Here is a 13,518-nt window from a genome sequence, read left to right on the forward strand (position 1 = left end):
CAAATTCTAAACCTAATAGATAGGATGTTTTGTAAAACGAACATAAAATACATTTAAATATAGCGATAACAGTAGATAAAAAATAAAAAAGAAAAATTTTTAGGGAATTTAAATCACTTCTTTACCTTCTTCCTTTTTCTTTTCAACTGACGTAGCTCTTCCATACTCTTGAGCTAATTTCTCATAGACTCTCATATCCTCCTTACTTACAGATGGTTTAATTTTCTCAAGGGCTTTCATGAAGTGTTCTTTCTTAATCTTAACATCTTTTGTTGAAACTTTCAATCTTATACTTTCAATGTCCTTCAATATATTCTTGAGTTCATCCAATGATGTTGTGAATCTTTGGATAATGTTTTGTGTTGTTTTAATTATCTCATCAATCTCTTCAGCTGAAACTTGTTCTTTTAAGGTATTTAACTTGTTCTCTAATTCGTAGATGTTGTCTATCATTTCTTTTAACTTGCCTAATATATCCTTTAAGTATTTTGCCAACTTCTGTGCTTCATCTTTCTCTGATGGTTTTAATTCCTCTTTGTTTATAACTTCAAGGAATTTGTCGATTTCTTTCTCTACTGCTTCAATTTTCTCCTTAGCTGGAGATAAAACGCTAATTATCTTTCCAATAGCATTCTTTAACTCACTAAACTCTCCTGCTTCAGCAGATTCTCTCTCTTTTGTAGCTTTAATAACGCTGTTTAACTCTACTGCAGCAGCTCTGAATGTTCCTGAAATGCTCTGCAAGTAGTTAATTAACTCTCTAAGTTTTACTTCAATATCCCATGGTTTTCCTATACTCTCTCTAACTGCCAACATTGCTGCCTCTCTACACAATGCCTCAATGTCAGCTCCTGTATATCCTTCAGTCTTCTTAGCTAATTCTTCTAAATTAACATCTTCAGCTAAGTTCATACTTCTTGTGTGTATCTTGAATATATCCAATCTTGCCTTTTCATCTGGAACTGGAACTAATATGACTCTATCTAATCTTCCCGGTCTCAATAAAGCTGGGTCAATGATATCTGGTCTGTTTGTTGCTGCAATAACAACAACATCCTTTGGCTCTTCCATTCCATCCAATTCAGTTAATAGCTGATTTACAACTTTATCAGTAACTGCTGAGCTCAAGTCTCTACCTCTTTTTGGTGCTATAGCATCGATTTCATCGAAGAATATTATACATGGTGCTGACTGTCTTGCCTTTCTGAATATCTCTCTTATTGCCTTCTCTGATTCCCCAACCCACTTGCTGAAGATTTCTGGCCCTTTAACGCTTATGAAGTTTGCTCCACTTTCGTTAGCTACAGCTTTAGCTAATAATGTCTTACCAGTTCCTGGTGGTCCAAATAACAACACTCCTTTTGGTGGTCTTACACCTATCTTCTCAAATACTTCTTTAGCTTTTAATGGCCATTCAACAGCTTCTCTCAATTCTTGCTTAACCTCTTCTAATCCTCCAATATCTTCCCACTTAACATTTGGAACTTCAACTAAAACTTCTCTCATTGCTGATGGCTCAACATCTTTCAATGCCTCTTTGAAGTCATCCATTGTGACTTTTAAGTTATCTAAAACTTCTTTTGGAATTTCTTCTGCCTCTAAGTCAATACTTGGCAATACTCTTCTTAAAGCTCTCATTGCTGCCTCTTTACATAAAGCTGCTAAATCAGCTCCAACAAATCCGTGTGTTACATCTGCCAAGTAGTCTAAATCAACATCTTCGGCTAATGGCATGTTTCTTGTGTGTATCTGTAAGATTTCTTTTCTACCTTCTCTGTCTGGGACGCCAATAACAATCTCTCTATCGAATCTTCCTGGTCTTCTTAAAGCTGGGTCTAATGCGTTTGGTCTGTTAGTAGCTCCAATAACTACAACTTGCCCTCTTCCCTTCAATCCATCCATTAAGGTTAAGAGCTGAGCAACTAATCTTCTCTCTACTTCTCCTGTAGCTTCGTCTCTCTTTGGAGCTATAGCGTCAATTTCATCAATGAATATTATACTTGGAGCATTCTCTTCAGCTTCTTCAAATATCTTTCTTAAATTCTCCTCTGTTTCTCCAACATACTTACTCATTATTTCTGGACCGTTAATTACATAGAAGTTTGCTCCAGCTTCGTTAGCAACTGCTTTAGCCAATAATGTCTTACCAGTTCCTGGTGGTCCAACTAATAAAACTCCTTTAGGTGGCTCAATTCCTAATTTTTCAAATAACTCTGGATGTCTCATTGGAAGTTCTATCATCTCTCTAACTTTCTTAACCTCTTCTTTTAAACCACCAATATCTTCATAGGTAACATCTGGAACTTTGGTTTCTTTGATTTCACTGACTGGCTCTTCTTTTAACTCAACGTGTGTGAAGTCAGTTACTCTAACAGGTCCAGCTGGTGTTGTACTAACAACAACAAATGTTAAAGCAGTTCCTAAAACTCCAATAGTAACTTTTGAACCTTTACTTAACACTTGTCCCAATATCTTCCTTTTAACAAAGTCCTCAAATCCTGGGCCGAATCTAATTGGTTGAGTTGGTGCTAAAACAACCTTTTTAGCTTCTTTAATCTCTACTCTCTTAACTTTTACTCTATCTCCAATAGCTACTCCAGCATTCTGCCTTAAATAACCGTCAATTCTTATAATTCCTTTTCCAGCATCTTCTAAGAAACCTCTATAAACTATGGCATAAGCTTTTCCTTTTGGACCTTCAATTTCAATAACATCTCCTGGTTTTAAACCAAGTTCTTCCATTGTGTAGGGGTCTATTCTTGCAATACCCCTCCCTACATCTCCTTGATATGCTTCAGCAACTTTTAATTCTTTAACCATAAAAATCCCTCCGTTTATTTTATCTTTTTATAATAATTTTCTCACTGGAGATAATATACCGTTGAAGTTCTATATAAACCTTTCGGTTTTGTTCATATTTGTGAAATAATTATACACAATCATTTATTTTCTGGAATATCTAATATATGGAACTGATAAACCCTTGTAAATCCGCAATTTCTACATCTAACAATCATTTTCGTCTCAGTTATTGCAATATCTTGTGTAGCCTCTTTTTTACAGTTAAAGCACACAGCAGTTTTCTCTAAGAACCATGGTTCATACTTATGCTTCTTATTTTTTTCATCTTCAATTATACTTTCATCTTCAATCCCCACCCTTCTTAATATGTAATATCTTGTAGCTCCACAGTTGCTACATTTAACAAATGCCTGATTTGTGTAAATCTCAATTATCTGGTCTGCCTCCTTTTTACAATTAAAACATACTGCTAATTTTTTTAACTCCCATTTTTCCATAAAATCACCAAAATGTTGGATTCCCCACATAACTTATACATTAAAAAATTTATGTTATGTTATATTATATATTATTTTTTAATTTGCCATTTATATAATCATATATTTAATTTGAGGGAAATTATGCTATGTAGCTGTGGAAACGAAGCATTTTATTATCAAAAGTACTCAAATAGGCATCTATGTAAAGAATGTTTTAAAAAAGATATTGAAAGGAGAGCTAAAAAGGTTTTAGGGAAAGATATTATAAGAAACAATGTAAAAATAGGCATTGGAATTAGTGGAGGAAAAGATAGCTTAGTTATGGCATATATTTTAAAGGAGCTTTTTAAACATATTCCAAACGCTAAGTTAATTTGTTTTTTTGTGGATGAAGGAATAAAAGGTTTTAGGAACATAGCAGAAAAATACGTTAAAGAATTTTGTAAAGAATATAATTTAGATTTAAAGATTATAAAATTTGAGGATGAGATTGGTTATACCTTAGATGAAATTGTAAAAAATGATTATTTAAGCAAATTAAATATAGGGAAACCATGTTCCTTTTGTGGAGTAGTTAGAAGATATTTATTAAATAAACATGCTTTAAAAGAAGGCTGTGATTATTTGGCTATAGGGCATAATTTGGATGATTTCTGCCAGACAATTTTAATGAACTATGTTGAGGGAAATATAAAAAATATTATTCAGTTTGGTAAAGAATTTGAAGGAGGAGGGTTTGTTAAGAGAATCAAACCACTAAAGTTAATTCCTGAAGAGGAAGTTAAGTTATATGCTGAAATAAATAATATAAAGTATCAGAGAGAGCCATGTCCATACTCGTCTCTATCTTATAGACATAGAATGAAAAAAGTAATTGAGATTTTGGAAGAAGAAAAGCCGGGAGTTAAGTTTAGTATATTGAGAGGTTATGAGAAACTTTTAAAATATTTAAATGTTAAAGAAGAAATCAGGAGATGTGAGATATGTGGTTTTCCATGTAGTGGAAATATTTGCAAGGTATGTTCATGGCTCATAAAATTGAAGGAAATTAAATAGAATTCTATTCAAAATAATTTTTTATGGTGATGATTTATGATAGGAGATTATGAAAGATTTAAACAACTCAAAAAAAAGGTTGCTGAAGCATTGAATATTAGTGAGGAGGAATTAGATAGGATGATTGATAAAAAAATTGAAGAAAACGGAGGAATAATATTGAAAGATGCTGCATTAATGATGATTGCAAAAGAACATGGAGTTTATGGAGAAGAAAAAAATGATGAAGAATTTTTAATTAGTGATATTGAAGAGGGACAGATAGGCGTTGAGATAACTGGAGTTATAACTGATATCTCTGAAATAAAAACATTCAAAAGGAGAGATGGGAGTTTAGGGAAATACAAAAGAATTACAATAGCGGATAAGTCAGGAACTATAAGAATGACTTTATGGGACGATTTGGCTGAATTAGATGTAAAAGTTGGAGATGTTATTAAAATTGAAAGAGCAAGAGCAAGAAAATGGAGAAATAATTTAGAGTTGAGTTCAACATCTGAAACTAAGATTAAAAAATTAGAAAACTATGAAGGAGAACTTCCAGAGATTAAAGATACCTACAATATTGGTGAGCTAAGTCCTGGAATGACAGCAACATTTGAAGGAGAAGTTATCTCAGCTCTTCCAATCAAAGAATTTAAAAGAGCTGATGGTAGTATTGGAAAATTAAAATCATTTATTGTTAGAGATGAGACAGGAAGTATAAGAGTTACCTTATGGGATAATCTAACAGATATCGATGTTGGTAGAGGAGATTACGTTAGAGTTAGGGGCTATATAAGGGAAGGTTATTATGGGGGTTTAGAATGCACCGCAAATTATGTAGAGATATTAAAAAAAGGAGAAAAAATAGAGAGTGAAGAAGTAAATATTGAGGATTTAACAAAATATGAAGATGGAGAACTGGTGAGTGTTAAAGGTAGAGTTATAGCCATAAGTAATAAAAAAAGCGTAGATTTGGATGGAGAGATAGCAAAGGTTCAAGATATTATATTAGATAACGGCACTGGTAGAGTTAGAGTTTCATTTTGGAGAGGAAAAACTGCTTTATTGGAAAATATAAAAGAAGGGGACTTAGTTAGAATAACAAACTGTAGAGTTAAGACGTTTTATGATAGAGAAGGAAATAAAAGAACTGATTTAGTTGCCACATTAGAAACAGAAGTTATTAAAGATGAAAACATTGAAGCTCCAGAGTATGAGCTAAAATATTGCAAAATTGAAGATATTTATAATAGAGATGTTGACTGGAACGATATAAATTTAATAGCTCAAGTTGTTGAGGATTATGGAGTTAATGAAATTGAATTTGAAGATAAGGTTAGAAAAGTAAGAAATTTATTGTTAGAAGATGGAACTGGAAGAATAAGGTTGAGTTTATGGGATGATTTGGCTGAAATAGAGATTAAAGAAGGAGATATTGTAGAAATTTTACATGCCTATGCTAAGGAGAGGGGAGATTATATAGATTTGGTTATTGGAAAATATGGAAGAATAATTATAAATCCAGAAGGGGTTGAAATAAAAACCAATAGAAAGTTTATAGCAGATATTGAAGACGGAGAAACTGTTGAAGTTAGAGGGGCTGTAGTTAAGATATTGAGTGACACTCTCTTTCTTTATTTATGCCCAAATTGTAGAAAGAGGGTTGTAGAGATTGATGGAATTTATAACTGCCCTATTTGTGGAGATGTTGAGCCAGAAGAGATTTTAAGATTGAATTTTGTTGTAGATGATGGGACTGGAACTTTATTATGTAGGGCTTATGATAGAAGAGTTGAGAAGATGTTAAAAATGAATAGGGAGGAGTTAAAGAACCTAACTATAGAAATGGTGGAAGATGAAATATTAGGGGAAGAGTTTGTTTTGTATGGAAATGTTAGAGTAGAGAATGATGAATTAATTATGGTTGTTAGAAGAGTTAATGATGTAGATGTTGAGAAAGAAATAAGAATATTGGAGGAAATGGAATAACAAAAAATAAATAAATATAAGTCAATATTATAACCAAAAAAATTTACGGTGATGAGATGATTGTTGAGAGAGTTGAAGAGTATTTGGACAGAATAGAAAAAATCAACAAGGATATTAATGCTCTAATTGAGGTAAAACCAGAAAAAGTTTTAGAAGAGGCAAAAAAATTAGAAAAAGATGAAAAAGCTAAGAAAAAGCCATTATATGGAAAGATTATTGTAGTTAAAGCAAACATAAACGTTGAGGGCTATACAATCTCATGTGCATCAAAGACTTTAGAAAACTACATAGCCCCTTACGATGCCACTGTTATAGAGAAGATTAAAGAAAATGGTGGATTGATAATAGGAATAGCAAATATGGATGAGTTTGCATGTGGTAGTAGTGGAGAAACCTCTTATTTTGGACCAACAAAAAACCCAAGGGCTAAAGATAGAATTCCTGGAGGAAGTTCTTCAGGAAGTGCTGCTGCAGTATCTGCAGATTTATGTGATATGGCTTTAGGTAGTGACACAGGGGGAAGTATTAGGAACCCTGCTTCACATTGCGGAGTTGTTGGATTTAAGCCAAGTTATGGAGTTGTTAGCAGATATGGCCTCTGTGATTTGGCAATGAGTTTTGACCAAATAGGACCTTTAACAAAAACAGCTGAAGATGCATTATTATTAACAAATATCATTAAAGGTAAAGATTTAAGGGACACAACAACGGTAGAGACAAAACCTTTTGAAAAGAAAGATATTAAAGGCTTTAAGGTTGGAGTTGTTAAGGAGTTTATGGATGTTGCCGATGAGAAGATAAGGGATAAGGTAGAAAAAGCCATTGAAGTCTTTAAAGATTTAGGTTGTGAGATTGTTGAATTAAGCTATAAATATGTTGATTTAGCATTGCCAACTTACTATTTAATCAACTACGTTGAGTTCTTCTCATCCACAAGAAGATACGATGGAAGAAGATATGGATATAAAATAGAGGAAGTTTGTGGAGAGGAAGTTTTAAGAAGAATTATGATTGGTTCAATGATTAGTCAGAAAGAGTATAGTGGTAAATACTACAAAAACGCTTTAAAGGCAAGGAATTTAATGAGAAATGAGATGATTAAGATTATGAAGGATGTTGATATTATAGTGGGAGCAACAGTTCCTAAGTTACCACACAAATTAGGTGAAAAATTAACACCAATGGAGATGTATAGTTATGATGTTTTAACAGTCCCAGCTAATATCTGCGGTTTGTGTGCTGGAGTTGTTCCATGTGGGGATATAAATGGAATTCCTGTTGGTTTGCAAATCCAAGGAAAGCCATTTGAAGATGAAAAAGTTCTAAGTGCAATGATTGCATTTGAGAAGGCAATGGAGTAATATTTCCATATTAATACTATTTTTAATTTTTTGATGAATTTTTATTATTTTAATATATTAAATTAAGTTCTAAATTCAAATGAAAACATTTTTAAATGAGCAATTAATTAAATAAATTTTATTTTCATGATATTGTATATCTACTGGTGAAAATATGAGAGATAATATACGTAGTATTAATAAACTGTTAATATACTTAGTATTAATTTTGTCAGCCATGTTTTTGTGTCAAAATGTTTTTGCAGAGGACTATAATGCCATAGAAATAACTGTAAAGAATATTAGTAGTGGGGAGATACTTTATCAAAAAATATTCCCAAAAGATGAAGCTTTTAGTGACTATCAAGTTATAAACGGATTTACTATAGATATACATTACAATCCAAATTATCCAGGTATGGTGTATAAAGTACATCAGAGTAATAATCACTTTATTTTTAATGTTTCTGGGGAATTAAATTGGGGTTCTTATCAACAAAGTGGAGATATCGCATGTATTGTTGACGTCATTCATTACGATTTCCCACCACCTTCAAATACAACCTCAAATACAACTACAACATCCTCATCATCAACAAAAGCCCCAATTCCATTAAGCGTTTATTTAGCCATAACTGCTTTCTTTACCTATATCATATATAGAAAATCAAAAACTTAATTTTTTATTTTAAAATCCAGCGAAATCTTCTAAAACAACCATATTCTTTTTTGTATCATAAACAAAATAACTCTATAACCTTATAAGTCTAAAGGAAAACCTTTTTATGATAAGTTTTATAAAAAAATCATTATATGATAATTTTATATTCTTACAAAAAGAGTTAATATTTTGGGTCTAATTAGATTAAAAATAAGGAGTTGATGGTCATGAAATTTGACGCCTTTGCTATATTAGTGTTATTAGTAATTGGCTTTATGGTTGTATTCTCAACATTATTGGCTATATGGTATTGGAAATTTGGAAGAAAGCTAATCCATCAAAAGGATTAACTTATAATTCTTTGTAAATGTCATACAAGATACTCCCAAATAGCCAACTTAGATAAAACATTGCTATGATGTCAATTAAACATAGTGTTAAACCAGTATTAAAACTACCTTCGGAGAAGGCAACTTTAACAATAACTGCAACTAACAATATCAATCCAGCACCAAGAAAGATTTTATATATGTCAAATATTGCATTAAACAATAATTGTTTCCTCTCATCCATAACTATCACAACTTTTTAAAGTAGTGACCTTGTGTTTTTTATTTTAAATTCTTTAATAAGTATAAAAAGTTTTGCAATTAAAAAATGGAAATGTATTTACCTCAAAAATTTTAAAATCCATTAAAATCATCTAAAACAACCATATTCTTTTTAGTGTCATAGACAAAATAACTCTTTGGAGATGGATTCACAACTATTGTATTTCCAATTTTATCTATACACCTACTTTCATGTATATGCCCACAGGCACAGAATCTTATATTTTCATTAAAATCTTCAATTATCTTTCTAATGCTTTTACTTCCAACGTGGATATCTTTGTCTAAATCAACAATATCAGCCATTGTGTTATATGGAGGGGCATGGCTAACTAAAAATATATTTTTTAAGTTTTTAACCACATTTATGAGCTTATTGTATATTTCTTCTTCGGTGTATTCATTTGGAGTGTTAAAAGGGGTCTTATTACTCCCTCCTATTCCAACAAAATTTATATTCTCTATTTTTTTCACTTTTCTATCTATATTTAATTTAAAGCTATTCAACTCATCAATAACTTCTTTAGTATCACAATTTCCTGGAACGCATAGAACTTCCATATAATCTGATAACTCAGCCAATTTCTCTATAACCTCAATTCCTTTACCAAAGTGTGTTATATCCCCACAAACAACTAAAACATCAGCAAAATCTTTAAATTCTCTAACTGCTGGAGGTAATTTTCCATGTAAATCAGTAATTCCCACTATTTTCATATATTTCACCATTTTATTTTATTTTTTTAAGCTTTTGAAATTTTTAGTTTAATTTTTAAACATCCATAAACCACTTTTATCAGATTGAGAAAATTTCCCCACATAATAAAAATTAAATAGCTTAACATTAAAATTATTATGTGGAGGTGAGAGGATGATAACATGGTATGGTCATGCATGCTTTAAAGTAGATAATGTGTTAATAGACCCATTTGTTCCAAATCCTTTATGTGATTTGCCTTATGATGAAATAATGGAAGGAGTTGAGGTAATAGCAGTAACTCATGGCCATGCAGACCACTTAGGAAATGCTGAAGAGTTAGCTAAAACCTACAATGTTCCAGTAGTAACGAACCATGAGATTAGTGTCTATTTATCAGAAAGAGGAGTTTGTGCAGAAGGAATGAACATTGGGGGGACTATAGAGATAAATGGAGCAAAATTAACAATGGTTAAAGCTGAGCACTCATCAGATATCTCTCCAACAATAAGTGGGGGAGTTGCTGCTGGATTTATTATAAATGATAGAGTATATCATGCAGGAGATACTGGCTTATTTGGAGATATGGAGTTAATTGGAGAGATTTACGCTCCACAAATAGCTTTATTGCCAATTGGTGGAAGATACACAATGGGAATTGATGAGGCATTAGTGGCTATTGAGCTAATATATCCAGAGATTGTTATTCCAATGCATTATAATACATTCCCGTTAATTGAAGTGGATGTAAATGAGTTTGTGAAAAAAGCAGAGGCTTTAGGAGTTGAGGTCATAGTTCCAAAGATTGGAGAACCATTGGAATTATAAATCCCGTTATCTTTTTTAACTTTTTTACTATTAAAACGTAATATTAGTGGTTATTATGAATTATTGTCCAATCCTACATTACCGATGAAAAGGGAAATATTAAAGGAGTTATTTTGGGTTATAAGACATTTAAAAAGATTGAAGAGTTGTTATTAGATTATGGGCTTTTAAAGGCAATGGAAGAGATGAGGGGTTTATTTAGAGACAGCATATAAATTGAAGATTATAGAATTGGTTTTAAATATGAAAATGAAAAAATCGTGTTTTATAGAGTTTTACATAGAAAACAAATGTACAAAAAATTTCCGTAATTTACTTTTTAAATCATCAATTTTTTAAATTTATCTTATATCTCTTAACATGGATTTTATATGCTCAATCAACTCAAGGGCATCATCCATCTTTTTTAACTCTTCAATACTAACAACTGGCAAGTTTTTATACTCTTTCTCTTTTTCTTCCAATATTAATAGTGAATATCCATCTAATAACCTTGACAATTCTCTCACGAATAACGCCTTTCTCTTTACTTCTTCATTATCTTTTTCTTCAATATTTGTTAATAGAATATTTAGATTGTTATCCATATCCTTCTCAGCTACTGCATCAAATGGAGCCTTTTCAACAACAAATGATTTAAATCCTAATTCGTTTAGAAAATTTATCGCCTCTTTCTTAAAATCTTCTAAATTTTCTAATTTATTTTCAACATCCTCATCATCAACAGGCTCAAATAAATCAATACCTTTAACTAACGGCACATCTAAGAACTCCTCAATTTTTAAAGCCACATCTACTGAAGGATTTGCCATCTGAGTTTCATATTTATAGATTGCCTTTCTTGAAACACCAGCAACTTCTGCCAACTTTCCTACTGAGATACCCATAGCCTCTCTAACTTCTTTCAACACCTTCCCATCTATCTTTACAAAAAATCCTCCTCTATTTGCATAAACCATTGGTGGGCTTCCTTCTAAATAATCTCTGAACGTTTCAAAAGTCACTGCTTTTATATTATATCTGTCATAAACAACTCCATGCTCCATAGGGGCGTTTCTTGTTCTAATGCCTATTATTAAAGGAGTCCCATGCAGTATTTTGCTAATCTTCTTTAATTCTTTTGATTGATCTCTACTTAAACTGTCTATATTCTTTAAAATTTTTAAAATTAATCTAATATCCTCTTTACTTGCTACCATATCAAAGCAACTTCTTCCCAGTGGTTTTGAGACGATGAATTTATGTGATCTTAATAATTCTATACATTCGGATATTAGAATCTCTCTCATAATCATCACCGTAAATTCTTCTAATCTAAATCATTATAATATTTATTTTTTATGGTTGTATTTTTATATTATTAGCTTTACCAATATAAAGCTTTTCTACCAAAAATAGAACTTTTATTCATATATGTTGAACTATTTATAAATATGTGAGCAAGACACACACCTATATAAAAAAGTTTCTACTTAAACTTCATACATAGTATTTATAAATGAAAATCATCAACTAACATAATGTCCATGTGAGACGATGCCAGAGCATATTCTCTCCGGAATAAAGGCAATAGTGGCAATGAAATTAAGAAGAAAAGGGCTTTTGCAGAAGGAAATAGCAAAAATTATTAAGAGCGATAGGTCAATCGTTTCTCATTATCTCTCTGGGAGGTATCCAAAGGAAAAAATCTTAAATGTTGCAAAAATTATTGAAGAAATGCCACCACAATATGGAGCAAAGTTTATTCATTCTTTAACTGATAATAAAGAGCTTGCAAAGAACTTAATTAAAGAATTATATGGTATAAAACTTTTCTGGGATGAAAATTCCTGCATAGCTTGCGGTTCCTGTTTAGGGTGTGCAGCACTCACACTTGATAACTTCACTGTTGGTATAGACGAAGATACCTGCCATCTATGTGCATCTTGCATATTTAGATGTCCAACAAACTCATTAAAATTCATTAAGGAGGAATAACCATGATTGAGCAAATAAAAGAGGTCTATGAAAATGGATTTACCATATATAGAGATGGTGAAGTAGAAAAAAGAGAACTCTGTTGGAACGATGAACTATGTGTTGGATGTGGTATCTGTGCAGATATCTGCCCAGTTAATGCCATTGCTATGGGTCCTTTAGGAGCTATTGCTAAAGGAGACATAATAGCTCCAAAATTGGATATTGATAAAGATGTCTGTGTTTTATGTGGAATGTGTGCTTCAGCATGTCCATTTGATGCATTGGATTTGAAAATCAATGGTAAATCAATAAAAGAAGATGAGAGATATCCAAAAATTAAGAGAGATATTAAAGTTTATCAAGACAAGTGTGTTTTATGTGAGCAGTGTGAAATGGTTTGTCCTCAAGGGGCTATAGTTGTTGAAAGAGAATTGGCAGAGAGGGAGAAGTTTGTTATCGGAGAGATAAACATAAACAAAGAGAAATGTGTTCTATGTGGAATCTGTGCTGAATACTGTCCAGCTGATGCTATTAATTTAAAATACAACTACCCAACTCCATCAAACCCAAAACCAATAACTGATATTGAAGTTGATAAGGATAAGTGTGTCTTCTGTAAGGTTTGTGAATTCGTCTGTCCGCATGATGCTATTGAGGTTATCTGTTACAAGTGTCCAATGATGAAGAGAATTCCACAAGCTAAGTTGTATGAGGATATTACAGGAAAAACAGTTATTGATAAAGATGCATGTGTAACCTGTGGATGGTGTGCCTTTATCTGTCCAGCTGAAGCTATTGAAGTTGAGAAGCCATTCAAAGGAGAGTTAATAATCGATGTAAATGCATGTAACGCTTGTGGAGCCTGTATTTCCATATGTCCATGTAGTGCATTAGAATTCCCAAAACCAAAAGACAAGGCAGAAAAAGTTCCAAGAATCATTGTAAATCAAAACCTCTGTGTGTTGTGTGGAGCTTGTGCTAAAGCATGTCCAGTTAATGCTATAAAAGTTAAGAGAACAGAAATTAACTTTGAAAGAGAACCAAAGGCAATTGCATGGAAAGAAGCGTTTAAAAAGTTAATGGGTTAAATTGAAAATACCTTAAAGAATAT

At 31.9% G+C, this 13,518-nt stretch carries 14 protein-coding genes; 9 read left to right on the top strand and 5 right to left on the bottom strand.

All coding sequences use genetic code 11. The annotated features are described in order from the left end of the window. Positions 1–108: 108 nt before the first annotated feature. Positions 109–2,820 (bottom strand): CDC48 family AAA ATPase, encoded by a 2,712-nt coding sequence (locus MJ_RS06180; RefSeq protein ID WP_010870669.1) that lies wholly within the window; start codon positions 2,818–2,820, stop codon positions 109–111. Positions 2,821–2,939: 119 nt separating this feature from the next. Continuing rightward, entirely contained in the window at positions 2,940–3,299 is a 360-nt protein-coding gene (locus MJ_RS06185; protein WP_064496739.1) for a hypothetical protein, read from the bottom strand. Between the two features lie 123 nt (positions 3,300–3,422). Here MJ_RS06185 and MJ_RS06190 point away from each other — a divergent pair, with 123 nt between their 5' ends. From MJ_RS06190 to MJ_RS09870, 5 genes are all read left to right on the top strand, one after another. Continuing rightward, a complete protein-coding gene (locus MJ_RS06190; RefSeq protein ID WP_064496740.1) occupies positions 3,423–4,337 on the top strand; it encodes a TIGR00269 family protein in 915 nt (304 codons plus the stop codon). Positions 4,338–4,373: 36 nt separating this feature from the next. After that, positions 4,374–6,311, top strand: coding sequence for a single-strand DNA-binding protein Rpa (gene rpa / locus MJ_RS06195; RefSeq protein WP_010870672.1), 1,938 nt, complete (start codon positions 4,374–4,376; stop codon positions 6,309–6,311). 56 nt (positions 6,312–6,367) lie between these two features. Further along, positions 6,368–7,672, top strand: a complete 1,305-nt coding sequence (gatA, locus tag MJ_RS06200) for an Asp-tRNA(Asn)/Glu-tRNA(Gln) amidotransferase subunit GatA (protein ID WP_010870673.1) — start codon at positions 6,368–6,370, stop codon at positions 7,670–7,672. 154 nt (positions 7,673–7,826) lie between these two features. Further along, positions 7,827–8,330, top strand: a complete 504-nt coding sequence (locus MJ_RS06205; RefSeq protein ID WP_010870674.1) for a hypothetical protein — start codon at positions 7,827–7,829, stop codon at positions 8,328–8,330. A gap of 209 nt (positions 8,331–8,539) precedes the next feature. Further along, positions 8,540–8,662 carry a hypothetical protein gene (locus MJ_RS09870; protein ID WP_280109645.1) on the top strand — a complete coding sequence of 41 codons (123 nt, stop codon included), beginning with the start codon at positions 8,540–8,542 and terminating at the stop codon, positions 8,660–8,662. A 1-nt stretch (position 8,663) separates the two neighbouring features. Here MJ_RS09870 and MJ_RS06210 read toward each other — a convergent pair whose 3' ends face one another. Continuing rightward, positions 8,664–8,885, bottom strand: a complete 222-nt coding sequence (locus MJ_RS06210; RefSeq protein WP_064496741.1) for a hypothetical protein — start codon at positions 8,883–8,885, stop codon at positions 8,664–8,666. A gap of 110 nt (positions 8,886–8,995) precedes the next feature. Then, positions 8,996–9,640 (bottom strand): metallophosphoesterase, encoded by a 645-nt coding sequence (locus MJ_RS06215; protein ID WP_064496742.1) that lies wholly within the window; start codon positions 9,638–9,640, stop codon positions 8,996–8,998. A 154-nt stretch (positions 9,641–9,794) separates the two neighbouring features. Between MJ_RS06215 and MJ_RS06220 the strand changes: the two genes are divergently transcribed. Continuing rightward, positions 9,795–10,448, top strand: a complete 654-nt coding sequence (locus tag MJ_RS06220) for a metal-dependent hydrolase (protein WP_010870676.1) — start codon at positions 9,795–9,797, stop codon at positions 10,446–10,448. 62 nt (positions 10,449–10,510) lie between these two features. Next, positions 10,511–10,663, top strand: a complete 153-nt coding sequence (locus MJ_RS09505; protein ID WP_449405446.1) for an antitoxin — start codon at positions 10,511–10,513, stop codon at positions 10,661–10,663. Positions 10,664–10,789: 126 nt separating this feature from the next. Here the strand turns inward: MJ_RS09505 and MJ_RS06225 are convergent, their stop codons facing one another. After that, positions 10,790–11,737 carry a transcriptional regulator gene (locus tag MJ_RS06225; RefSeq protein ID WP_064496743.1) on the bottom strand — a complete coding sequence of 316 codons (948 nt, stop codon included), beginning with the start codon at positions 11,735–11,737 and terminating at the stop codon, positions 10,790–10,792. A 247-nt stretch (positions 11,738–11,984) separates the two neighbouring features. On the opposite strand from MJ_RS06225, the gene MJ_RS06230 reads away from it, so the two are divergent. Together MJ_RS06230 and fwdF are read left to right on the top strand one after the other, a co-directional pair. Further along, entirely contained in the window at positions 11,985–12,425 is a 441-nt protein-coding gene (locus tag MJ_RS06230; protein WP_010870678.1) for a 4Fe-4S binding protein, read from the top strand. Between the two features lie 2 nt (positions 12,426–12,427). Further along, a complete protein-coding gene (gene fwdF, locus MJ_RS06235; RefSeq protein WP_010870679.1) occupies positions 12,428–13,495 on the top strand; it encodes a tungsten-dependent formylmethanofuran dehydrogenase subunit FwdF in 1,068 nt (355 codons plus the stop codon). Positions 13,496–13,518: the final 23 nt, after the last annotated feature.

Source organism: Methanocaldococcus jannaschii DSM 2661, from assembly GCF_000091665.1.
GTDB classification, from domain to species: domain Archaea; phylum AGJL01; class Methanococci; order Methanococcales; family Methanocaldococcaceae; genus Methanocaldococcus; species Methanocaldococcus jannaschii.